Genomic DNA, 22,864 nt, shown 5'->3' with positions numbered 1-22,864 from the left:
CTAATTGATACTTTTATAGTTGATTAAACTTGTTCATGGCGTTTGCTCTGATGTCATCCGCTATATCAATGTAGGGCTTCATGGCTTTGTAATCACTGTGTCCAGTCCATTTCATAACCACCGGCGCCGGAATTCCGAGTGCCAACGCATTACAGATGAAAGTCTTTCTTCCTGCATGGGTACTTAACAATGCGTATTTGGGTGTGACTTCATCTATGCGCTCATTTCCCTTGTAGTAGGTTTCCCGTACAGGCTCGTTGATTTCCGCCAGTTCACCCAGTTCTTTCAGATAATCGTTCATCTTCTGATTGCTGATGACGGGCAATGCCATGTGGTTCTCGAAATGAACATCCTTGTATTTTTCAAGAATGGCTTTGCTGTGGTCGTTCAGTTCGATTATCAGGCTGTCCGCAGTCTTGACTGTGGTGACTTCAATGTGGTCGGGCTTAATATCACTTCTTTTCAAGTTACGGACATCCGAATATCGTAAGCTCGTGAAGCAACAGAACAGAAAGACATCCCTGACACGTTCCAAATACTGCTTGTCATGCGGTATTTGATAATCTTTCAGCTTGTTCAGTTCATCCCATGTCAGGAATATTACCTTTTTAGGGGTTGTTTTCAATTTGGGCTTGAATGCGTCGTATGCAATGTTCTGATGATGCCCTTTTTTGAAGCTCCAACGCAGGAACCATTTGAGAAACCCCATCTGTTTACCAATGGTGCTGTTTCTCATGTCCTTTCTATCACGCAAGAAATTAACATACTCGTTCAGCCCGAACTCGTTGAAGTATTCAAAGGTTACATCCTCCTTGAACTCTTTGATGTGATTTCTTACCGCTGCAAATTTCTCATAGGTGGATGCCGTCCAATTATTCTGGTTGCCACACTCTTTTACAAACTCATCGAACACTTCCCAAAAACTAATCTGTACTTCTTCCTGTTGTTCTTCACTGCTGTCTTTCATCCGCAGATTGAATGCATCCTTTAGCTGCTGGGTGGTAGGTATGGTTTCCTGCACCTCAAACTCCTTGAACACGTTTTGCATTTCGGCATAGTATTTCAGCAAGTCTGCATTGATTTCGGATGCGCTTTGTTTCAGCTTGTTGGTGCATCCGTTCTTTACCCGTTGTTTGTCGGCATCCCATTTGGCTACGTCAATCCGGTAGCCTGTTGTAAACTCGATGCGTTGGCTTGCGTATATGACACGCATACGGATAGGCACGTTCTCTACGATTGGCACACCGTTCTTCTTCCGGCTCTCCAATGCAAAAATGATGTTACGTTTGATATTCATAATTGGGTGCGTTTGAAATTCTACACCCAAATATACACCCAAAAATTGAAATAGCAAAAGGCATTTAGAAAGATTTAGATTTACTCTTCATTGTAGATAATATATGATTATCAGTGATTTGCAATTTTATGATATTTTCTGAAAGCGTAGGTTCTGGAGCCTGTCTCTCCGCTGAACTTACTGGACAGAAATGGTCAGTAAGCGAACAAAAAGCTACAAATCAATGATTTGTGGCTTTTTTTATTACCCGAAAGTCCAGCTTCCAAGACTTCAAAAGTACGGTAAAAGACAAAGTTTCGTTACTAAATCGTTACCTATTCCCCGCCGGACAAAAACGGTAACGATTTGTCCTCAAATGACCTGAAAATGACTTGATTAGTCCATAGTTGGTATCGTCACCGTTTCGCTGTTGAAGCAGATAGCGTGAAAACCATGCGCCGCCAGTGAAAGTACGTCTTTCTCGCCACCCGTGATAAAGAGCGTGTCACCTTTGGCGGGCAGTTGCTCCAGTCCGAAACAATAGTTCTCGCCGAAGCTGCCGCCATAGAGGAAGCGGGGCGTGGAGAACGGGCGGTACAGCTTGATGTGCTGTTTGCCCTTGTAGCCGTACATGGGTTCTGCCACCGATGAAATGTAGGTGTACGGCTTCCCCTCTGTCGTTTCACTATTGTATTCCCGGAGCGAGCAGACCTTGTAATGTTCCAGCAGTTCGGGCGTGATGCCGTACTGTTGCCAGTACACCAGTTCGGCAAGCGGGAACTTCTGTTCCCGGAACTGGTAGGGCTTGACAGGCTTTTCGGGCGTTTCTTCGGGTTTGTCCGGCTCTGCCCGGCGGACGGTTGCCGGGGGAATGGAAACCGGGGTGCCGGAAGCCAGCCCCAAGCCCAAATCCCGGTCGATGATTTCCAGTATTTCCACGAAGTCAGCCGCCCGGTTGCAGTCCAGCCCCTTTAACTGCCCCACGAGGAAGAAGCAGTCGCCGCTGTAACTGTCGTTGCCGAAGTCTTTCATCTTGTAGATACCGCCCCGGCGGTCGAAATAGATGTTGCAGGAAGCCTTGCTGTCCTCGTACAGCGGGTTAAGGAAGTTGCGACCTATGCGCCAGTTTCCGGGCAGGTAGTGTTTGAACACCGCCAGCCCGTTACTTGTCCTTTCTAAGATTTCCTCTTTCCTTAGCATACAACTGGTGGTTGGTTATCAGGTTGTCGATGTTCTCCTTGTTGCTCCTTATCAGGCGTTCTTCCAGCATCCGGCGTATCTCGCTGACCTTGTAGAAGTAGCGTCCCCTGATGTTGGAATAGGCGATAGTCCCCGACACCCGCAGGCGTTGCAGGGTCTTTTCGCTTATTTTCAGGAACGTGCAGACCTCGTAGCTGTCCACCCACATATCTTCCTCGCTTTGTCTTGCCGTTTCCACATGGTTGAAGATGTAGTCGGCAATGGCGGTAATCTTATTGTCCAGCTCCTTGTAGGCTTTGGACTCGAATGTTATTATTTCCATAATGGTAACTAATTGATTTGCCGCAAAGTTCGGGTGTCCTGAAAAATAAAACGCCACAGGCGAACCCACCTGTGGCGAAATAAATTTTGTTAAAGAACGGTTGCCTAATCCTGCTCCCTCATGCGCAGCAGCAACCTGTCTTTCAGGGTGGAGAGGAAGCCCGTGCGGTCTTTGGTCTTGGCTTTTAGTTCCATGTAGGTGTGGTAGAAGTCGCCGAGGTCGATGTCGAAAACATATTCAAAATAGGCTACAATCTCCTTTATATCAACCGTTCCCTTGTTCAGACAGCCGCAGGCGTCCAGTGCATAGACAAGCTCCACCAACGCCCTTTTCGTCCCCGTCCAGCGCAGCACCTTTCCCGTGAAGCCGTTCTTCACCCGCTTGCGCTGTTCCCGGCGTTCCAGCTCGTGCAGGCGGTTGGTGAGGTATATTTCCAGCAGTTCGTTGGCTAAAATCTTTGCTACCTTGAAGTCGTGACTGGTGCTGAACTGTGGGTCTGTTTCGTAATAGAAACTGTCCACAATGATTTGTATGTCAGGCTTCCCACGCATGAAATACTGCCTGTCCAAGTAGGTGGCTTTCGTGCGGTGGTACTGGTAGAACGCCAAGTTCCGCTGGAACGACTTTGAAATCCGGTCGGTTTCCGACAGCAGGTAGTCCCGCTGCACGTCCTCGCTGCCGCTGGGAAAGCGCACCTCTATCTTGTAAACGGTGTTGTAATAGATGATTTTGCTTGCTAAAAGCGGTTTCAGTTCCTTGAAGAAGTGTATTTCTTCTTCCGTGCTGGCGAACGGGTAGGAGATTATAAAGGTTTTGAGTTCGCCCAGTATCTCTTGCAGGTAGTCCACGCACAGGCGGCAGAGCGTCAGCGTGTCCGCTGCGGTGTCCTCGTATTCCTGTATCTGCCATTCCACTTTTTGAAGCAGTCCGACGAAGTATGTTTCCAACAGTATCTTATGTTCCATAACCTTGTGCTTATCTTTTATGAAGCACAAAGTTACGGGCATAAAAAATCTGTTTTATTCTTGATTTTTCACATTACGTTCTTGTAACTGTGCATTTTCTTGTTTCCTGCGCTTTTCTGCGTATTTCTCCGGGGGTATCTAAAAGATACGCCTTGCAGAAGTCGTTCAGGTTCGATGTCGATGCGAACCCGGTGGTGAACGCCACTTCGGTAAGCGTGAGGTTTGTGTTCATCAGGTAGTGTTCCACATCCTTTACCCGTTCCTTTATCACCCATTCCTTAGCCGTGTACCCGGTCATTTTCTTTACCTTTCGCCGGAACGAGCCGTATTCCATGCCGCATTTGTCCGCCAGTTGCTCGGCATCATAGACCATGTAGCCTTTCAGACGTACCATTTCGGTGAACGTCTGCCTGCCCAGTTCCGGCAACATCCGTTCGGCGTGGCGCAGCTCCTTTTCCGTCACCAGCAGGCGGTTGTCCCTTACCGGGTTTCTCCGCAGCAGGTGGAAAGCGTGGCATACCGTGTTGTACACGTTGCAGAGGTACTGCCGTCCCGGTCGCATCCAGTGGAGCGCATCGCAGTAGGCGGTCAGTTCGGGTATGTCGTCCCGCTTGCGGTGCTGTTCCGCCAGTTCGTCCAGTATGGCGTAATGTGTGGTGGATATACCCAGCAGGATGATGATTGCCTTGTAGTCCTTGTATGCTGCCAGTGTCGGTGTTTCCGGCAGGCTTTTGAGCGTGTCGCACACGTGGGCGCACAGCCGCACGTCCTTGCTGAACGGTTCAAGTTCCAAGTAGTTGTCCATTTTCCGGCCGTTGTGCAGCAGCCATGTTACCTTTTCGTCCAGTTCCTTGCAGGACGCTTCCAGCTCCACTTCGGGAGCGGGAAGCAATAATGATGTAATCCGTTGTTCCATATCTGATGTTTTATATATGAATGACATATCATTTGTTCCACCTCACGCAATCCGTCCAACCCCATTCATCGAACAGCCATGTTTCTAAGAAGAAAAGTACAAAGGGCAGCAGGAACAGAAAATATGCCTGTACTGCGCTGATATGCTTAGAGCGGCGGTAGCGGTTCAACAATGCCTGTACACGGGCTTTCCTGTATCGTGCAAGAATAAATATACAAATAAGCAAAAACATTGCACCTAAATAGCCAAGATGTAAGGACGACCATTCCGGTACACTGTTAATCAGGAGAAAGTTGCCGGGCAGAACTACTACCCACCACCAATACCAAAACAGCAGTATAAAACCTGACATCCGTCCTATTTTCTTGCCCCAAACCTCTCCCTTGAAATATAGGTAGTCAAAAAAATAGTATCTGTAATTCGTCCGGTTGGCACGTTGCTTCACTCGTTCAAAATAGTTATCTGTCTTTTTTATTCCTTTACTCATATATATTCGATGAATTATGTTCTCCAAAATGCAAAATGAAGCAGGGTAATACCCAGCACAATTCCAAAAAAGACAAGACCTGTCAGGAGAAAGACCCAATCCGAATAATGAAAGTCAATCTTCTTGTAAGGAATGGCGGTTTTCTTCACATACTTGTTCCATGCCCATATAAGAACTTTTCCCAATCTTTCCGCTGTAATATAGCTCATAATTATTTTTACTTTTCAAATTGTATTCCCTCATACGCTACTAAGCAACAAATAAAAAGTTGCTAATGGTTCAGCATAGAAACGGCTTATCCGTTATCCTGCGTTGTTAGCTGTATCTATTTTAGAAAATCTAAATCAAAATAATATTGATTGTCATTCTTCGGATTTATGTAAATCTTCGTCATTCCATAGTGTTGCAATAGCATTTCCAATGAAACTTTTTCCTTCAAGATTGCATCACTGCGAAATGTTTTTGTCTTTCCATTGTATTTGGTTGTGTACGTTACGGTGCATATTGTAGTGGACACAATTTGTTCACTATGATAAATGTCAGGGAATAAATAGCCACTGACACCATTCCAAAATTGGATTTCCCATGTATGGAATATCCGAAAGATAGGCTCTTGCATCCTTGATTTCTTGGTATTCCATTTCTGTGTAGTGACTTTACATTGGTTTAAATCAACAAATAATTGTATTCCATGCCTTTTTATTTGTTTTGTAGCCTGTTTTACTCTATATTTATAAATGGTATCACCAATAAGTCCGGAATTCAACCAAACAGCCAATAAGATAGCTCCCGATATTCCAATAGCATACCATTTTGCAGCAAAGCAAATGCCCACACCGAATACATAAATCCAAATAAAAATAAATCCAAGTATTCTCAATATTTTATTCTCATAGATTTTCATGTCATTAATTACAGCTAATGGTTAGAAAGGAGCATCGTCAGATGCTATCTTTCGTCGTTACTAACTTATTAAATCTTTATTGTATAACTTTTAGCCAATGACGATGTGTTATTATAAAATAAAGTAATACAACCAAAATGGGATAAATCATCCATGATATGAAGGAAGAAATCTTTTGACTATTAAATATCAGAGGTTTACTTCTTATAATTTCCATACCTTTTTTCCCTTTTATATAATACGAACAGAATGTCTTATATAATAAAATATAGATTATGATGAAAAACACAAAAGGGGTTTTATAATTGAAATTCTCCTCTATCAGTAGATATGTCAATACTATAACAGGAAGAAATAATATTCCACATATTATCTGTATCGTCCGCTCATGTGGATTTTCCAATATAAATTTATCCCTATTAAATATGAATATCTGATAATACATCGCATCTAAAATGAATTTTATCATAAAGAGTTATTCGTATTGTTAGTAATGGTTAGAAAGGAGCATCGTCAGATGCTATCTTTCGTCGTTATATGTATTTCTTGAATATCACTGGCTACTATCATTCCATTCATACCAACAGATGAATCTATATGAATGAACTTCAAAGTATCTTTTGATTGATAATTCTTCACCCAACTATACTCGCCAATCAGATAGGCTGGTATGTTGGCGTTCGTGAAGATATTGAGTTCAAATATAACATTTTGAATATCAAAAGAAGATAATTCCCACCATTCAACACCTTTACAAACCAAACGAATGTTTGATATAGTAAAGATTAGTGTTGCATCATCTTTTTGGTATGCAATTGATGTTATTTCTTTATCGTGATATTCCATACTGTTACATATAATTTATTTATAACCGCACCTTATGGTGTCGTTCCTACATTCCTATAACTGCACCTCACGAATTATCCAGTGTATCAAGAGGATTAGGGATTTTTGCTTTATGGGCACTTGACACATGAAGATAAATGGTTGTGGTCTTGATGTCGTTATGTCCCAGCAATTCCTGTATCGTGTGCAGGTCTGTTCCCTGTTCCAACAAGTGTGTGGCAAAGGAGTGACGCAGCATGTGTACGTGTACCCGGTGTTTGATGCCTGCACGATGTGCGGCTTCTTTCAGCACTTTCACCAATGCACTTGCCGAATATTGCTCTCCGGGTGTTTCGCCTTCAAACAACCATTTTTGTGGACGATATTCCCGGAAGTAGTGCCGTAGTTCTTCCAGCAACTTGGGCGAAAGGAGCGAATAACGGCATTTCTTCCCCTTGCCCATGATGCGAACCGACATTGTTTCGCTGTTGATGTCCTGCGGGGTCAGGTTAAGCAATTCGCTTCTTCTAAGTCCGGCAGAGTAAACCAATGAAATCATGCAGTGATGCTTGATGTTGGAAATTTGTGCAAGGATGCGCTTAATTTCATTCTTGCTCAACACTTCGGGCAGGCTCTTGTACTCTTTGGCACGGGTGATACCGCCGTAGTATTGCCGTTTGCCGCCTTTCACCTGCTCGTAATAGAACTTGATAGCATTGATGCGCATATTCTGTTGCGACACCGAGATTTTCTTCTCGTTCACAAGATAGAGTATGTACTTGTTGATGTCCGGCACTTTCAGGCGGTCGATGTTCCGTCCCTTGTGATATTCCATGAAATCGCTGAAATAGGCACGGTATGTTTTGACGGTCGAAGGGCTGTAACGCTTTTGTTCCAGCAGTTCGAGATAGCCTTTTGGCAGTGTGTATTCCCTTTTGGGTTTGGGATGCCGCACGTAAACCCGGCTGTAATCAATATAGGCGTGGGGTGAATAGCGGTCGTAGAAATCCGGCAGGCTGAAAGCGGCTGACGCTATGTATGCAGAACCGTTGCCAGCCATTTTCATGCCCGTGTCTTGGGCGAGCAGTCGGGCGACAGCCTGACTGTTCGCATATTCTACCCGTATGTAGTCTGCACCGTCCCTTGTTTCTTTGTGTAGCACGATGCTTCCTCTTTGTTTCTGAACCTTATCCATGTCGCTGAATTTTGCTTCATGCTCCAAAGATAAAACAAAAACGCCACATTTTGAACATGCGTTCAAAAATAATGGAAGTTAAAAAAACAAAACTGTATCAGGCTTTAAGCAGCGAATAGATATAGCGAAAGTTTTCTGCCAGTTCGTCCACGTTCAAACCGTTCAGAAATGCTTGTTCGTATGACAGTCCTAAAAACATTTGCCGGAACATGGTAGCCGTTTTCTTCACGTCCGTGTCGCTCCTGATTTCCCCGCTGTCTTTTGCTTTCTGCACGACTTTCGCCCACAGGTCATGGTCGTGGCTGAACATCCTTTCGATTTTCTGCCTGATGCCCGGATAGTACATACGCACTTGTGACAGGAAATGAAAGTAGTAGAAGTTGGGGCTACAATCATGCGGGTCGCCATTGTCGCCAATCAGTTCAACAATCCTTTTCATGGAAGCGGCTACCCCCGCCACGTATTGACCGATGAACTCTGCCAACGTATCGGCAGGAGTGGCAAACTTGTTTCCCGGTTCGTGCATTTTTAACACGTATTTGTCCGCCACAGCCATGAACAAATCCAGCTTGTGCGGAAAATAATAAACGATACCCGTTTTTGTCACCCCGCAGGCTTTGGCAAGCGTGATGATACTTGCTTTCTCGTAGTTCATCCTGACAAATACGCCGAACGCTTTATCTATTACTTCTTCACGGTTAGTTATTATCATACATGTTAGTTTTTAATTGGTTACGAAGATACGGATTTTGTTTTAACCATTTGTACTCCAGTGCTTTTTTTTAGTGCAAGGTGCAAGTATATATTTATATATATAGCTTGCACCTTGCACTAACCCAAAAATATTTATTATCAGATATTTGCGAGTTTCAAAAGAAAGCCGTATCTTTGAACCCGAAAGTTAGGCAGACAAACAGCGGTCAAAGTTGGACAGGCTTAACGGTTGAAAATCGTTACTGTTTCGTTACCTATTTGAAATTTTGAAAGTAAAGTAGCTGAAATATAAGCGGTTAGAGTTATAGGTTCAAAACCCGCCCTCTCCGCAAATAAGGGTGTAAGAAAGCTGCTGACGGACAGTTAGCGGCTGATTTGTTTTTAGTGGAACACATTTGGAACGGGGGGCAGTTGTAATTCTTGGGGGATTGCGTTAAAATTCTTATTTTTGGGCTCAGTCTGGAAATTGGGGGATTTGATTCAGGGCAATCACATCCTTAACAAAATAGATTCATTCCGGTGTGAAAATGAGCTAAACTGTGCAGTTCTGACTCATTCGATAGCGGAATACTGCGTAACTTACCTCTTTCTTTATAAATAAAGTATCATCAATGCTACTATAAAATTATTGCCATTCATCGATTTCACCTGATTCTTGAAATGCCGATGAATAAGGCTATAGCGGGTGAAAGCGAGGGGTGAAATCAGGTGAAACAGGACATTATTGGTTTCACCTTGTCTTTTCAAAATATCCTTTGAGCTAAAACCAATATCATTATAGCTAATGAAAATATGCTTATAGCAAATCCATTGTCAGGTATTAACAGATAAACTGTCAGATATTAATAGCCTAGTTGTCAGTTGTTAATACCTTGGCTCTCATCTGTTAATATTTGAATTGGTACATCTATATACTCACCGTATTGCATCTATATATTCAGCACGGTGGCTCTATATGTCCATCATGATGGCTCTATATGTCTAGCAATCGGTATAAATAAATTCAAAAGGTGAAAGCGATAATGGAAGACTTCACCTGTTTTTTTCCTACGCTTTCACCCGTTATCTCCTTATTCATCGATGTTTCAGTTATAAGGTGAAGCTGGTGGAACTTATGAATCAAAAGTTCATGTTATACTTATGCAAATCAGTAATTGAAAACAAAATCTCATTCATTCCAGTATAGAATTGAATTAAATTTTAAGGATGTGATTGCCCTGAATCAAATCTCCAAGAATTACAACTGATCCCCAATTCTTCAATAATCTTTTTGCAAATATAGTTTTGAATAGAAGCAGCGTTCGGGCAAATAAAACAGGCCTTAATGAAGGTAATTAGGTAAATAATTCTCTATCTTCGTATTTAATAGGTAGTAAACTTAAAAATGAAATATAAAGTATGAGACAATTTTTACTGGGACTATGTCTTCTTTGCTTATTGAATAATGCATCCGGACAGGAAAACGGACGGGAAATTCCGTTGCCGGAGAAAATGCCGCAAGAACATCCGAGAGTGTTGACCACACCGGATGAAAAGCAGGATACGTGGGAGTTGATTAAAAAAGAGAAATGGGCGAAAGACGTATTCAATAAATTAAAGGAACGAACCGAAGTATATACCAAACTGACGGATGCTCAACCCGCATGGTTGTTATTCCGTCTGGCAATGTATTGGAAATCTCATGCAACCGAGGTATATGTGAAAGGTGAGAATTACGATCATGCCGGAGGCGAGAAAGCTCCTTATCCGACTGTCCGTTATACAGGGACACGTGGAACGGCTGCTACTCATGGCCGTCCCAAACTGGCAGATGTAGTACCTTATGACGATGATGAAAACGGAAATGTGACTTTTTGCAACAATGCATTGCCGGAACGTCCTTTGGAAAGTGTACATCCGTCAAAAACAGGACGAAATATCGAAAGCCTGAACCGGGAAATTCTAGGAATAGCTTGTGATGCAGCTTTCCTCTATTGGATGACAGATGAGGAAAAATTCGCGAAACTGGCAGCCGGTGTGTTTGATACGTATATGACCGGAATTTATTACAGAAATGTTCCCATTGATCTGAATCATGGCCATCAACAGACATTGGTAGGATTGACTTCTTTTGAAGTAATTCACGAAGACGCCCTGCATATCGTCGTTCCCTTGTATGATTTTCTTTATAATTACCTGAGGACCAACTATCCGGAAAAGATGGACATCTATGCCGGTGCATTTAAGAAATGGGCGGATAACATCATAGCGAATGGAGTCCCTCATAATAACTGGGATTTATTGCAGGCACGATATATCATGAATGTGGGATTGGTGCTTGAAGATAATAAAGAGTATGCAGATGGAAAAGGACGTGAATATTATATTGATTATGTGTTGAACCGTTCCAGTATCCGCCAATGGAGTCTGACTCGTCTTGCTGATTATGGCTTTGATTCAACAACTGGTATCTGGGCAGAGTGTCCAGGATATAGTAGTGTAGTAATCAACGATTATGCTAATTTTGCCAACCAGTTTGATAACAACTTGAAATATGATTTGGTAAAGGCTATGCCTGTGCTGTCGAAAGCAGTGGCAGCCACTCCGCAATATCTTTTTCCCAACCGGATGATTTGTGGTTTCGGAGATACGCATCCAAGCTATTTGAATACGAACTTCTTTATCCGCATGATACAGAATGCGCAGGCAAACGGTAAGACGGAACAAGAGAACTACTTCACCGCTTTGCTGAAATGCTTGAATCCCGAAATTGATAATGAAAAAGGAGAGAAGAATAACGTGCGTGTATCTGTCAATTCTTTCTTTGAAGATAAACCGTTAAGTCTGAGTCCGAAAGTGAAAGCAGGGAAGATAGAGGATTATGTTTCTCCTTTGTTCTATGCTCCCAATGTGTCGTGGTTGGTGCAGCGGAACGGAATGCATCCGCGTCATAGCCTGATGATTTCTCTGAATGCCAGTGAAGGAAACCACATGCACGCTAACGGTATTTCCATGGAACTTTATGGAAAAGGATATGTGCTTGGACCAGATGCAGGAATCGGTTTGACTTTGTATAGCGGTCTGGATTATGCCGAATATTACTCTCAATTTCCAAGTCACAATACAGTATGCGTAGATGGAATATCAAGCTATCCGGTAATGAAAAGTAATCATTCTTTTGATTTGCTTTCCTGTTTTCCTGCTTCGGCAGAACCGGGAAAGGAGTTTACTTCTGTTACTTACAGTAATGTCTATTTTCGTGAACCGGAAAGCAGGGCGGATCAGACCCGGATGATGAGTATTGTTACCACCAGCCCCGAGACAGGATATTATGTAGATGTATTCCGAAGCCGGAAAGAGCGGGGAGGGGATAAGATGCATGATTATTTCTATCATAATCTCGGACAGGTCATGACATTGACAGCAGCTGATGGTACAGACCTGAATCTTCAACCGACAGAAGAACTAGCTTTTGCTGGAGCGCATCTGTATGGTTATTCTTATTTATATGACAAGAAAGTTGCAGCTACCAGTAAAGATGTAAAAGCGACCTTTATCATCGACATGAAAGATAAAGGCGGGGATGATATAGTAATGAACCTCTGGATGAAAGGGGAACCGGATCGTGAAGTTTTCACAGCCTTGTCACCGATGACCGAAGGTTTAAGTCGTACACCTGGTATGCCATATAATATAAAAGAACAACCGACATTGACTTTCGTGGCCCGTCAGCATGGAGAAGCATGGACTCGTCCTTTTGTCGCAGTCTATGAACCGAGTACGAAGAAAGAACCATCTGCCATTCAGTCTGTATCCTATTTTGATGCAGAAGAAACTGTTTTGAAAGACTTTGCCGGTATTTGTGTGAAAAGCAAAAATAGGCGTACAGATTATATTTTCTCCTTGTCTGATGCTACGCAGACCGCCACTTATCGAGGAATGAAAGTAAAAGCAGACTATGCGATTATCAGCAATGAATATGCAGGAAACCGAACTTTATTCTTGGGAAACGGAACACAACTTGTTGCACCCAGAGTGACGGTCCATACGGATCAGGCAGGTAATGTGCTACTCGAAAAGAAACAGGGGAAATGGTATATCCTTTCTTCTGTTCCTTGTACAGTGGTTATTAATGGCAAAAAGATAAAATCAGGAATAACATCGCAACTCACGTTATTGCCTGTCTGATTAAAATGATTCTGAATGAAAAAAAAGCATATCTTGTGTGGGGTGGTTATTAATGATACTTATGATGGGATGAAACAAGGTAGGACAAAACGTGTCTTTTTTATGATGGGAGAATTATATATGGAAATAACAAAGATGAATCTATTTAAGAAATTGCAAGATAGAAAAAAGTGCCTATTGCTCACATTTATGGCATTTTCGATATTTGCAAATGCGCAACTGGTGACTTATCCGGAAGGATTAAAAACGGGGATGCAACATAATGACGATTATACCGTCCGGGTACGTGTGCCGGGTGGAGAATGGAAAGACTTGTTTGAATACAATGTCAGTGTGGATATGGATAATGTGCAATCAGCTTCTATGGTACAGTTTGATATGGGCAGTCCCGTTGAGGTGATGGTAAAGAAGAATAACGGACTGATTCAGGATGTGCAAATCCGACCTTTGGAAAATAAAATCCGTCATACAGTAAATCAGAATACTATTTCATTTACTTTGGAGAAACCACGATATCTATCCGTGGAATTTAATGGAGACCGTTTACATAATCTTCATCTGTTTGCTAATCCTTTAGAGACAGAAACCTACTCGGAAAGCAGTGCGGGCGTCATGTTTTTTGGACCGGGAATACATCGTCCCCAGGATGTTCCCAATAATCAAATTAGAATCCCTTCCAATACAACCGTTTATCTGGCACCGGGCGCTGTCGTAAAAGCAAAATTATTGGTGGATAAAGCCGAGAATGTACGTATCATTGGCCGTGGAATTCTCGATCATCCATTGCGCGGCATTGAAGTAACCTATTCTAAAAATGTATTGGTTGATGGAATAACCATTGTAAATCCTGATCATTATACGGTTTTCGGAGGTGAAGCCACCGGCTTGACCATCAAGAACCTGAAATCTTTCAGTTGTAAAGGATGGAGCGACGGCATTGATCTGATGTGTTGCAATGAGGTACTGATTGATAATATTTTCATGCGGAATAGTGATGACTGTATTGCTGTTTATGCACATCGTTGGAATTATTACGGTGGAAGTAAAAATATCACTTTGCAGAATTCTATCCTTTGGGCTGATATTGCACACCCTGTCAATATCGGCGGACATGGTAATCCGGCAGATGAAGTGGGAGAGACAGTAGAAAACGTAACAGTTCGCAATGTCGATATTCTGGAACATGATGAAGATGATCCCCTTTATCAGGGATGCATGACGATAGATTGCGGTGATAAGAACCTGGTACGTAATATCTTGTTCGATAATATAAGAGTAGAAAGTATTCAGGAAGGGCGTTTGTTCCATGTCAATGTCCGCTTCAATCCGAAATATGACAAGCAGCCCGGACGAGGTATTGAGGATATTATTTTCCGTAATATAACCTATAATGGAGTAGGGGAGAATCCCTCTCTATTGAAAGGATTAGATGAGAATCGTAGAATAAAAAATGTGACTTTTGATAATGTGATAATAAATGGGGTGAAGATGAAGAATATCAATGGCTTTATAACGAATGAATTTGTGGAAGGAATTAAGGTAAAATAGAAAAACAAAGACTTGAAAATAACACAATGATTAACGAGCTTATGTGTGTTGTTTGAGTGATAGGGTTGGGATGCTTTCTCAATTCTCCCCTAAATTCATTTTTCTTAATCCTCCCACAGGAATTATTTCCCTTTTTTGCCCTCATGCTCTCATATCTCCTCCCAATCCCTTTATTCATCGTGCTTTCCGCTATTAGGGCAAGTATGATAGCATAGTGAGGGCAGGCGTTTGCCCTCACTATGTGAATTTCCCTTTTTTTATTCAATCCGTTGATTGATAATGATATATGTCGTTTTTGCACCTCTGCAAGCACTCCTCTGTTTTTAGTGTATTTCTCGTTTTTTTTATCGCTTGAATGCCTGATATATGCCTCAATTGCCGGCTTTTGCCAAGTATAGTTATATCGTATCCGCCCTCTTCCTTTTGCTTGTTTCCATATACCGTGCATCAGTCCCATATATTGTGGGAAAAGTTTCCCTACTGCTTGGGAAAAGATTCCCTATTACTTGGGAACAAATTCCCATAATATGCGGGAATACTTTCCCACAATATGTGGGACAACCGGAACCAATAGGTCTCTTCAATCAACAATCCGTTGTCTAATCTACCTTTTTTCTTTTGTTTATCCCTTTCGCCCTATTCTTTTCATGTGTGCGATTCTTCGGATGCGCACGCGTGTACCCGCATGCAATATAATAATGTGCATTTCCTTTACCGTTTCCTCCCCAATCCTTTTATGATAAAGAAAACATGTTCTACAACATCATTCTCTTTCAGCACTTTAGCAAAATCCTTCAAAAAAACTTCGAAAAAAGATCCTGATATATTTGGAGTATATGTGAAAAGGGCCTACTTTTGCACCCGCTTTCCAAGAGAAGAAAGCCTTGTAAGATTGACTTAGTGAGAAAGCGCGTCTTGGTCTTCAACATTAAGAACAAAAAAACTTCGAAAAAGTTTTGGAAGATATAAAATAAAGTTCTTATCTTTGCAGTCCGATTCGTAAAGAAAGCGTCCTTTGTTTCTTTTCTTTTATACATTCTTTCCCTTTCGCAAAGAGAGCCTGAGAAATGAGTAAAAAGAAAAAATGAAAAAAAAACTTCCGAAAAAGTTTGGTGGTTAAAAATAAAGCGCTTACCTTTGCACCCGCTTTTGAAACGAAAGCGACAAGTTCTTTGAAATATTGATAAACAATACAAGTAGTACAAGTAAAAAATAGAACCGTCAATACTTGTCTTAATGTAGCAATGCATTATGAGACACAGGTACTTGAAAAGAGTCAATGAATTTACGGCGTCCTGAACAGAGCAAAAAGACATCCTAAGGGATGATTAAAGATACTTTTACAATGAAGAGTTTGATCCTGGCTCAGGATGAACGCTAGCTACAGGCTTAACACATGCAAGTCGAGGGGCAGCATGGGAGTTTGCTTGCAAACTTCCGATGGCGACCGGCGCACGGGTGAGTAACACGTATCCAACCTGCCGATAACTCGGGGATAGCCTTTCGAAAGAAAGATTAATATCCGATAGGATATCAAGGTCGCATGATCTTGATATTAAAGAATTTCGGTTATCGATGGGGATGCGTTCCATTAGTTAGTTGGCGGGGTAACGGCCCACCAAGACGACGATGGATAGGGGTTCTGAGAGGAAGGTCCCCCACATTGGAACTGAGACACGGTCCAAACTCCTACGGGAGGCAGCAGTGAGGAATATTGGTCAATGGACGAGAGTCTGAACCAGCCAAGTAGCGTGAAGGATGACTGCCCTATGGGTTGTAAACTTCTTTTATATGGGAATAAAACAGGGTATGCATACCCTCTTGTATGTACCATATGAATAAGGATCGGCTAACTCCGTGCCAGCAGCCGCGGTAATACGGAGGATCCGAGCGTTATCCGGATTTATTGGGTTTAAAGGGAGCGTAGGTGGATTGTTAAGTCAGTTGTGAAAGTTTGCGGCTCAACCGTAAAATTGCAGTTGAAACTGGCAGTCTTGAGTACAGTAGAGGTGGGCGGAATTCGTGGTGTAGCGGTGAAATGCTTAGATATCACGAAGAACTCCGATTGCGAAGGCAGCTCACTGGACTGCAACTGACACTGATGCTCGAAAGTGTGGGTATCAAACAGGATTAGATACCCTGGTAGTCCACACAGTAAACGATGAATACTCGCTGTTTGCGATATACGGTAAGCGGCCAAGCGAAAGCATTAAGTATTCCACCTGGGGAGTACGCCGGCAACGGTGAAACTCAAAGGAATTGACGGGGGCCCGCACAAGCGGAGGAACATGTGGTTTAATTCGATGATACGCGAGGAACCTTACCCGGGCTTAAATTGCACCTGAATAACGTGGAGACATGTTAGCCGCAAGGCAGGTGTGAAGGTGCTGCATGGTTGTCGTCAGCTCGTGCCGTGAGGTGTCGGCTTAAGTGCCATAACGAGCGCAACCCTTATCTTTAGTTACTAACAGGTTCTGCTGAGGACTCTAGAGAGACTGCCGTCGTAAGATGTGAGGAAGGTGGGGATGACGTCAAATCAGCACGGCCCTTACGTCCGGGGCTACACACGTGTTACAATGGGGGGTACAGAAGGCAGCTACCTGGCGACAGGATGCTAATCCCCAAAACCTCTCTCAGTTCGGATCGAAGTCTGCAACCCGACTTCGTGAAGCTGGATTCGCTAGTAATCGCGCATCAGCCATGGCGCGGTGAATACGTTCCCGGGCCTTGTACACACCGCCCGTCAAGCCATGAAAGCCGGGGGTACCTGAAGTACGTAACCGCGAGGAGCGTCCTAGGGTAAAACTGGTAATTGGGGCTAAGTCGTAACAAGGTAGCCGTACCGGAAGGTGCGGCTGGAACACCTCCTTTCTGGAGAGATGCCGTAATGATGGCTTTTTCAAGGTTCTGTTTTTGTACTACTGGTACTTGTTTATTTATAAGATATAGATCAACCATCTATAGAAGTATAGATAGAGATAAACAAGAGAAACAAGAAGCCGAGTCTAACGCACAGGTAGACAAGGTTGAACTAGTCCTATAGCTCAGTTGGTTAGAGCGCTACACTGATAATGTAGAGGTCGGCAGTTCAACTCTGCCTGGGACTACTCCGAAACTCTTTTGGGGGATTAGCTCAGCTGGCTAGAGCATCTGCCTTGCACGCAGAGGGTCAACGGTTCGAATCCGTTATTCTCCACAGTCTCTGAAAAGAGAAACGATCTTTGACATGATGTACAAGAAGTAAAATAAAAAGTAAGAGCTAAAAGTATATATCAAACCGTACGTGTCCGGGTATGCAATATTGGCGGCCGGAAGCGATTCCACACCAATACCAATACACGGACAGAACGTTTGAAAGAAAGTAAGCAAGGGCGCATGGCGGATGCCTTGGCTCTCGGAGGCGATGAAGGACGTGATAAGCTGCGATAAGCTCCGGGGAGGTGCAAATAACCTTTGATCCGGAGATTTCCGAATGGGACAACCCGGTGTTCTGAAGGAACATCATCCATCCTAGATGGAGGCTAACGCAGGGAACTGAAACATCTTAGTACCTGCAGGAAAAGAAAATAATAATGATTCCCCTAGTAGTGGCGAGCGAACGGGGATTAGCCCAAACCAATGTTGTTACGGCAATATTGGGGTTGTAGGACCACGATGTCGCAAGAAGTTTAGTGAGAAGAACCCTTTGGAAAATTGGACCATAGACGGTGATAGTCCTGTATTCGAAGCTAAACGAAGCGTAGTGGTATCCTGAGTAGCGCGGGACACGAGGAATCTTGCGTGAATCTGCCGGGACCATCCGGTAAGGCTAAATACTCCCGAGAGACCGATAGCGAACCAGTACTGTGAAGGAAAGGTGAAAAGCACTTCGAACAGAAGAGTGAAATAGTCCCTGAAACCGTGCGCCTACAAGCGGTCGGAGCTTCGTAAGAAGTGACGGCGTGCCTTTTGCATAATGAACCTACGAGTTACTTTTTCCGGCAAGGTTAAGCATCTTGAGATGCGCAGCCGAAGCGAAAGCGAGTCTGAACAGGGCGCCCAGTCGGAAGGAGTAGACGCGAAACCAAGTGATCTACCCTTGGTCAGGTTGAAGGTTAGGTAACACTAACTGGAGGACCGAACCGATAAGCGTTGAAAAGCTTCCGGATGAACTGAGGGTGGGGGTGAAAGGCTAATCAAACTTGGAGATAGCTCGTACTCCCCGAAATGCATTTAGGTGCAGCCTCGGGAATTACTACTGTGAGGTAGAGCGACTGATAAGATGCGAGGGCTTCACCGCCTATCAAGTCTTGATAAACTCCGAATGCGCAGTAGTCCTATCCCGGGAGTGAGGGCATGGGTGCTAAGGTCCATGTCCTAAAGGAGAAGAATCCGGACCATCAGCTAAGGTCCCGAAATAATTGCTAAGTTGAACTAACGAAGTCAGATTGCTAAGACAGCTAGGATGTTGGCTTGGAAGCAGCCATTCATTTAAAGAGTGCGTAACAGCTCACTAGTCGAGGAGTTTGGCGTGGATAATAATCGGGCATGAAGCAATTTACCGAAGCTATGGGATGTGCAAACATCGGTAGGGGAGCATTCCACTCCGCGTCGAAGGTGAAGCGTGAGCTTTGCTGGAGCGTGTGGAAAAGCAAATGTAGGTATAAGTAACGATAAAGGGGGTGGGAAACCCCCTCGCCGAAAGACTAAGGTTTCCTGATCAACGCTAATCGGATCAGGGTTAGTCGGGTCCTAAGGCTCAGCCGAACGGTGATGCCGATGGCAGAACAGGTTAATATTCCTGTACTACCTTTCAGAGTGACGTGGAGACGGAGCAGTGACAGCGCCGCGGACTGACGGAATAGTCCGTTGAAGGGTGTAGATTTTGATCTTTGCAGGCAAATCCACAAAGAGAGTCGAACCTGATAGTATACCAATTCCTCCGGGAAACGGTAATAGCGCGTGTAAGCATACTCCCAAGAAAATCCGCTAAACTTAATCTTTAAGGTACCCGTACCGCAAACGGACACACGTAGTCGGGTTGAATATACTAAGGCGCTTGAGTGATTCACGGTTAAGGAACTAGGCAAACTGACCCTGTAACTTCGGGATAAAGGGTCCCAACGAGAGTTGGGCGCAGAGAATAGGTCCAGGCAACTGTTTAACAAAAACACAGGGCTGTGCCAAATTGAAAGATCACGTATACAGCCTGACACCTGCCCGGTGCTGGAAGGTTAAGAGGAGATGTCATCGCAAGAGAAGCATTGAATTGAAGCCCCAGTAAACGGCGGCCGTAACTATAACGGTCCTAAGGTAGCGAAATTCCTTGTCGGGTAAGTTCCGACCTGCACGAATGGTGTAATGATCTGGACACTGTCTCAACCGTGAGCTCAGTGAAATTGTAGTATCGGTGAAGATGCCGATTACCCGCGATGGGACGAAAAGACCCCGTGAACCTTTACTATAGCTTAACATTGAATTTGGGTAATTGATGTGTAGGATAGGCCGGAGACTTCGAAGCAGGTACGCCAGTATTTGTGGAGTCGCTGTTGAAATACGGCCCTTTGATTATTTGAGTTCTAACTCTTGGATAAGAGGACACTGTTTGGTGGGTAGTTTGACTGGGGTGGTCGCCTCCAAAAGTGTAACGGAGGCTTCTAAAGGTGCCCTCAGGACGATTGGTAACCGTCCGCAGAGTGTAATGGCATAAGGGCGCTTGACTGGGAGACAGACAGGTCGATCAGGTAGGAAACTAGAGCATAGTGATCCGGTGTTTCCGCATGGAAGGGACATCGCTCAAAGGATAAAAGGTACTCCGGGGATAACAGGCTGATCCCTCCCAAGAGCTCATATCGACGGAGGGGTTTGGCACCTCGATGTCGGCTCGTCACATCCTGGGGCTGGAGAAGGTCCCAAGGGTTGGGCTGTTCGCCCATTAAAGTGGCACGCGAGCTGGGTTCAGAACGTCGTGAGACAGTTCGGTCTCTATCTATCGTGGGCGTATGAAATTTGCGTGGCTCTGACACTAGTACGAGAGGACCGTGTTGGACTGACCTCTGGTTTACCAGTTGTGCCGCCAGGTGCATCGCTGGGTATCTAAGTCGGGATTGGATAAGTGCTGAAAGCATCTAAGTACGAAGCCAGCCACAAGATTAGATTTCTTAGGGTCGTCAAAGACGATGACGTTGATAGGATGCAGGTGTAAAGGTGGTAACATCATAGCCGAGCATTACTAATTGCCCGTCCACTTTCTTTCAAATATGTACCGGTTGGGTATATACGTTTAGCGGATTATTCTTTTGAGAATAATACTTTATATTTTACTTTTCATCATGTCATAACCTTATTCAGGTGGTTATAGCACGAGGGTTCCACCTCTTCCCATTCCGAACAGAGAAGTTAAGCCTCGTCACGCCGATGGTACTGCGTAACAGTGGGAGAGTAGGTAGCCGCCGTTTTAAAGAAGAATCCCCTTGATTCAGGAATGAGTCAAGGGGATTTCGGTGTTTTGGAACTTTGCAAAAAGATCCATCAATGAATCAAGAGGGGCTGTTTTTAAGGATGGATAAAAGATAACCTCTTCTCTTCTTCCGCAAATAAGATTGCTATATTCACTAATGCCAAATGTGATACCAATAGCTTTTGTTATTTAATCTTGTATTAATATCCTGTTTGTCGCTTTCAATATATATTTGTTTTCCGGTTTGAAAAATCCGGGAATGTGTCATTTAGTAATAGAAAAAGGGCAAAAGTGGAACAAAATAGGTGTAGGTCTGTGATTTTTTTGCAAACGAATCTTTTTTCTTTTCTTCTTTCTCTTTTTTATCAAATTGATTTTTGTAAATTTGGCGAGAATCTGAGAAAGGACACATAGTTAATATAGTAATAATACTAAATACTCCTGTTAATATGGAAAACAAAATTCAAGAGTTGACCGATAAGATTTATCGTGAAGGCGTGGAAAAAGGAAACGAGGAAGCGCAAAGACTTATCGCGAATGCTCAGGAAGAAGCTAAGAAAATCATTGAGGATGCCCGTAAAGAGGCAGAATCAATTGTAAACTTCTCTCGTAAATCTGCTGATGAGTTAGCAGAAAATACTAAATCAGAGTTAAAACTATTTGCCGGTCAGGCTGTGAATGCGCTCAAATCTGAAGTCGCTACAATGGTAACTGACAAGTTGATAACCGCTGCCGTGAAAGATTTCGCTCAGGATAAAGATTATCTGAACGCGTTTATCGTAGCATTGGCATCCAAATGGAGCATAGACGAACCTATCGTCATCTCAACAGCCGATGCGGAATCACTGAAAAAGTATTTTGCAGCTCATGCAAAAGCTTTATTAGACAAGGGAATGACTATCCAGCAAGTAAATGGTATCAAGACTCTGTTTACCGTTTCTCCAGCGGACGGTTCGTATAAGGTGAACTTCGGAGAAGAAGAATTCATGAATTACTTCAAAGCGTTCTTGCGTCCTCAATTAGTAGAAATGCTATTTTAAAAGAAGCGACTATGAGTAGTAAGTACTATTACTTGGTAGCAGGTTTGCCGGAACTTTCGCTGGAAGACAGCAAGCTGAGCTATACAGTAGCCGATTTTAAGACTGAAATCTATAATGGATTGTCTGCTTCAGACCGGAAGTTGATCGACTTGTTTTATCTGAAATTTGATAATGCAAATGTGCTGAAACTTCTCAAAGATAAAGAAGCGGAAATCGACAAACGGGGAAATTACTCTGCTGAAGAACTCACAGAATATATTTCTGTTCTGAGAGAAGGTGGAGAAATTAGTCCTAAAGAATTTCCGGTCTATCTTTCTACTTTTATAACTGATTATTTGAATACTCCGGCTGATAGTACGACTTTGCACGAAGATCATCTGGCTGCTTTGTATTATGAGCATGCTATGAAGTGTGGAAATAAGTTTGTTTCTGCCTGGTTTGAGTTCAATTTGAACATCAATAATATTCTTGTTGCATTTACCAGCCGTAAATTTAAGTGGGATATTGCTTCCAATGTTGTGGGAAATACGGAAGTATGCGAAGCATTGCGTACATCAAGTGCCCGCGATTTCGGACTGTCCGGTGAAGTGGATGTTTTTGAATCGTTAGTGAAAATCAGTGAGATTACAGAATTGGTGGAGCGTGAGAAGAAATTGGATGCCCTACGGTGGAACTGGATAGAGGATGCTACTTTCTTCGATTATTTCACTATTGAGCGTATTTTCGCTTTCCTGCTGAAGTTGGAAATAATTGAAAGGTGGATTTCACTGGATAAGGAAAGAGGTAATCAGTTGTTCAGAAGCATAATTGAGTCGTTGAAGAACGAAGTGCAGATTCCTGCAGAATTCAGATAATAAAATTAAAGA

16 protein-coding genes, 2 tRNA genes, 3 rRNA genes and 1 pseudogene are annotated in these 22,864 nt (G+C 43.3%); 9 read left to right on the top strand and 13 right to left on the bottom strand.

Features of this window, described 5'->3' with window-relative positions; genetic code table 11:
* Nucleotides 1–13 precede the first annotated feature (13 nt).
* The 12 genes and pseudogenes from A4V03_RS10955 to A4V03_RS10900 all read right to left on the bottom strand — a co-directional run bounded on the left by A4V03_RS10955 (nt 14) and on the right by A4V03_RS10900 (nt 8,802).
* Complete coding sequence (locus A4V03_RS10955; protein ID WP_065540386.1) at nt 14–1,297, bottom strand: site-specific integrase; 1,284 nt, start codon at nt 1,295–1,297, stop codon at nt 14–16.
* 387 nt (nt 1,298–1,684) lie between these two features.
* Nucleotides 1,685–2,476 (bottom strand): annotated as a pseudogene (locus A4V03_RS10950) (toprim domain-containing protein); the annotation flags it as partial.
* Nucleotides 2,439–2,798 (bottom strand): helix-turn-helix domain-containing protein, encoded by a 360-nt coding sequence (locus tag A4V03_RS10945; RefSeq protein ID WP_004329675.1) that lies wholly within the window; start codon nt 2,796–2,798, stop codon nt 2,439–2,441. The gene A4V03_RS10945 and the pseudogene A4V03_RS10950, both read right to left, overlap by 38 nt.
* Nucleotides 2,799–2,902: 104 nt before the next feature.
* Entirely contained in the window at nt 2,903–3,805 is a 903-nt protein-coding gene (locus tag A4V03_RS10940) for an RteC domain-containing protein (RefSeq protein ID WP_065538905.1), read from the bottom strand.
* A 31-nt stretch (nt 3,806–3,836) separates the two neighbouring features.
* Complete coding sequence (locus A4V03_RS10935; protein WP_065540385.1) at nt 3,837–4,679, bottom strand: helix-turn-helix domain-containing protein; 843 nt, start codon at nt 4,677–4,679, stop codon at nt 3,837–3,839.
* Between the two features lie 28 nt (nt 4,680–4,707).
* Nucleotides 4,708–5,166 (bottom strand): hypothetical protein, encoded by a 459-nt coding sequence (locus A4V03_RS10930; RefSeq protein ID WP_016274260.1) that lies wholly within the window; start codon nt 5,164–5,166, stop codon nt 4,708–4,710.
* Between the two features lie 14 nt (nt 5,167–5,180).
* Nucleotides 5,181–5,375: a hypothetical protein gene (locus A4V03_RS10925; RefSeq protein ID WP_016274261.1), complete on the bottom strand. Its 195-nt coding sequence runs from the start codon at nt 5,373–5,375 to the stop codon at nt 5,181–5,183.
* 116 nt (nt 5,376–5,491) lie between these two features.
* Nucleotides 5,492–6,070, bottom strand: a complete 579-nt coding sequence (locus A4V03_RS10920) for a hypothetical protein (RefSeq protein ID WP_065538904.1) — start codon at nt 6,068–6,070, stop codon at nt 5,492–5,494.
* Between the two features lie 76 nt (nt 6,071–6,146).
* Nucleotides 6,147–6,539 (bottom strand): hypothetical protein, encoded by a 393-nt coding sequence (locus A4V03_RS21665; RefSeq protein WP_065538903.1) that lies wholly within the window; start codon nt 6,537–6,539, stop codon nt 6,147–6,149.
* A 44-nt stretch (nt 6,540–6,583) separates the two neighbouring features.
* Nucleotides 6,584–6,916, bottom strand: coding sequence for a hypothetical protein (locus A4V03_RS10910; protein ID WP_065538022.1), 333 nt, complete (start codon nt 6,914–6,916; stop codon nt 6,584–6,586).
* Nucleotides 6,917–6,983: 67 nt separating this feature from the next.
* Nucleotides 6,984–8,090, bottom strand: coding sequence for a tyrosine-type recombinase/integrase (locus A4V03_RS10905; RefSeq protein WP_065540384.1), 1,107 nt, complete (start codon nt 8,088–8,090; stop codon nt 6,984–6,986).
* A gap of 97 nt (nt 8,091–8,187) precedes the next feature.
* Nucleotides 8,188–8,802: a TetR/AcrR family transcriptional regulator gene (locus A4V03_RS10900; RefSeq protein WP_016274269.1), complete on the bottom strand. Its 615-nt coding sequence runs from the start codon at nt 8,800–8,802 to the stop codon at nt 8,188–8,190.
* 1,400 nt (nt 8,803–10,202) lie between these two features.
* Between A4V03_RS10900 and A4V03_RS10895 the strand changes: the two genes are divergently transcribed.
* A complete protein-coding gene (locus A4V03_RS10895; protein WP_065538902.1) occupies nt 10,203–12,971 on the top strand; it encodes a heparinase II/III family protein in 2,769 nt (922 codons plus the stop codon).
* A 135-nt stretch (nt 12,972–13,106) separates the two neighbouring features.
* Nucleotides 13,107–14,519, top strand: coding sequence for a glycosyl hydrolase family 28 protein (locus tag A4V03_RS10890; protein WP_065540383.1), 1,413 nt, complete (start codon nt 13,107–13,109; stop codon nt 14,517–14,519).
* Here the strand turns inward: A4V03_RS10890 and A4V03_RS10885 are convergent.
* Nucleotides 14,506–14,976 carry a hypothetical protein gene (locus tag A4V03_RS10885; protein ID WP_065538901.1) on the bottom strand — a complete coding sequence of 157 codons (471 nt, stop codon included), beginning with the start codon at nt 14,974–14,976 and terminating at the stop codon, nt 14,506–14,508. The two genes, A4V03_RS10890 and A4V03_RS10885, sit on opposite strands and share 14 nt — an antisense overlap.
* Nucleotides 14,977–15,861: 885 nt before the next feature.
* On the opposite strand from A4V03_RS10885, the gene A4V03_RS10870 reads away from it, so the two are divergent.
* The 7 genes from A4V03_RS10870 to A4V03_RS10840 all read left to right on the top strand — a co-directional run bounded on the left by A4V03_RS10870 (nt 15,862) and on the right by A4V03_RS10840 (nt 22,852).
* Nucleotides 15,862–17,390, top strand: a 16S ribosomal RNA gene (locus tag A4V03_RS10870).
* 162 nt (nt 17,391–17,552) lie between these two features.
* Nucleotides 17,553–17,626 (top strand) — tRNA-Ile (locus tag A4V03_RS10865).
* A 15-nt stretch (nt 17,627–17,641) separates the two neighbouring features.
* A tRNA-Ala gene (locus tag A4V03_RS10860) sits at nt 17,642–17,715 on the top strand.
* 159 nt (nt 17,716–17,874) lie between these two features.
* Nucleotides 17,875–20,754 (top strand): 23S ribosomal RNA (locus A4V03_RS10855).
* Between the two features lie 91 nt (nt 20,755–20,845).
* Nucleotides 20,846–20,956: ribosomal RNA gene (rrf, locus tag A4V03_RS10850) — 5S ribosomal RNA — on the top strand.
* The 16S, 23S and 5S rRNA genes sit together here with 2 tRNA genes alongside, the layout of an rRNA operon.
* A gap of 451 nt (nt 20,957–21,407) precedes the next feature.
* Nucleotides 21,408–21,998: a hypothetical protein gene (locus tag A4V03_RS10845; RefSeq protein WP_065538899.1), complete on the top strand. Its 591-nt coding sequence runs from the start codon at nt 21,408–21,410 to the stop codon at nt 21,996–21,998.
* Between the two features lie 11 nt (nt 21,999–22,009).
* Nucleotides 22,010–22,852 carry a DUF2764 domain-containing protein gene (locus tag A4V03_RS10840; RefSeq protein WP_065538898.1) on the top strand — a complete coding sequence of 281 codons (843 nt, stop codon included), beginning with the start codon at nt 22,010–22,012 and terminating at the stop codon, nt 22,850–22,852.
* Nucleotides 22,853–22,864: the final 12 nt, after the last annotated feature.

Source organism: Bacteroides caecimuris (assembly GCF_001688725.2).
In the GTDB taxonomy this organism is placed as follows: Bacteria; Bacteroidota; Bacteroidia; order Bacteroidales; family Bacteroidaceae; genus Bacteroides; species Bacteroides caecimuris.
Note: the sequence above shows the minus strand (reverse complement) of the source record. Positions and strands in the feature narration are given on the sequence as shown.

What these genes read in the sequence shown, in the direction of transcription:
- A4V03_RS10955 (WP_065540386.1), bottom strand. Translation starts at nt 1,297, where the DNA reads ATGAATATCAAACGTAACATCATTTTTGCATTGGAGAGCCGGAAGAAG.
- A4V03_RS10945 (WP_004329675.1), bottom strand. Translation starts at nt 2,798, where the DNA reads ATGGAAATAATAACATTCGAGTCCAAAGCCTACAAGGAGCTGGACAAT.
- A4V03_RS10940 (WP_065538905.1), bottom strand. Translation starts at nt 3,805, where the DNA reads ATGCCCGTAACTTTGTGCTTCATAAAAGATAAGCACAAGGTTATGGAA.
- A4V03_RS10935 (WP_065540385.1), bottom strand. Translation starts at nt 4,679, where the DNA reads ATGGAACAACGGATTACATCATTATTGCTTCCCGCTCCCGAAGTGGAG.
- A4V03_RS10930 (WP_016274260.1), bottom strand. Translation starts at nt 5,166, where the DNA reads ATGAGTAAAGGAATAAAAAAGACAGATAACTATTTTGAACGAGTGAAG.
- A4V03_RS10925 (WP_016274261.1), bottom strand. Translation starts at nt 5,375, where the DNA reads ATGAGCTATATTACAGCGGAAAGATTGGGAAAAGTTCTTATATGGGCA.
- A4V03_RS10920 (WP_065538904.1), bottom strand. Translation starts at nt 6,070, where the DNA reads ATGAAAATCTATGAGAATAAAATATTGAGAATACTTGGATTTATTTTT.
- A4V03_RS21665 (WP_065538903.1), bottom strand. Translation starts at nt 6,539, where the DNA reads ATGATAAAATTCATTTTAGATGCGATGTATTATCAGATATTCATATTT.
- A4V03_RS10910 (WP_065538022.1), bottom strand. Translation starts at nt 6,916, where the DNA reads ATGGAATATCACGATAAAGAAATAACATCAATTGCATACCAAAAAGAT.
- A4V03_RS10905 (WP_065540384.1), bottom strand. Translation starts at nt 8,090, where the DNA reads ATGGATAAGGTTCAGAAACAAAGAGGAAGCATCGTGCTACACAAAGAA.
- A4V03_RS10900 (WP_016274269.1), bottom strand. Translation starts at nt 8,802, where the DNA reads ATGATAATAACTAACCGTGAAGAAGTAATAGATAAAGCGTTCGGCGTA.
- A4V03_RS10895 (WP_065538902.1), top strand. Translation starts at nt 10,203, where the DNA reads ATGAGACAATTTTTACTGGGACTATGTCTTCTTTGCTTATTGAATAAT.
- A4V03_RS10890 (WP_065540383.1), top strand. Translation starts at nt 13,107, where the DNA reads ATGAATCTATTTAAGAAATTGCAAGATAGAAAAAAGTGCCTATTGCTC.
- A4V03_RS10885 (WP_065538901.1), bottom strand. Translation starts at nt 14,976, where the DNA reads ATGGGACTGATGCACGGTATATGGAAACAAGCAAAAGGAAGAGGGCGG.
- A4V03_RS10845 (WP_065538899.1), top strand. Translation starts at nt 21,408, where the DNA reads ATGGAAAACAAAATTCAAGAGTTGACCGATAAGATTTATCGTGAAGGC.
- A4V03_RS10840 (WP_065538898.1), top strand. Translation starts at nt 22,010, where the DNA reads ATGAGTAGTAAGTACTATTACTTGGTAGCAGGTTTGCCGGAACTTTCG.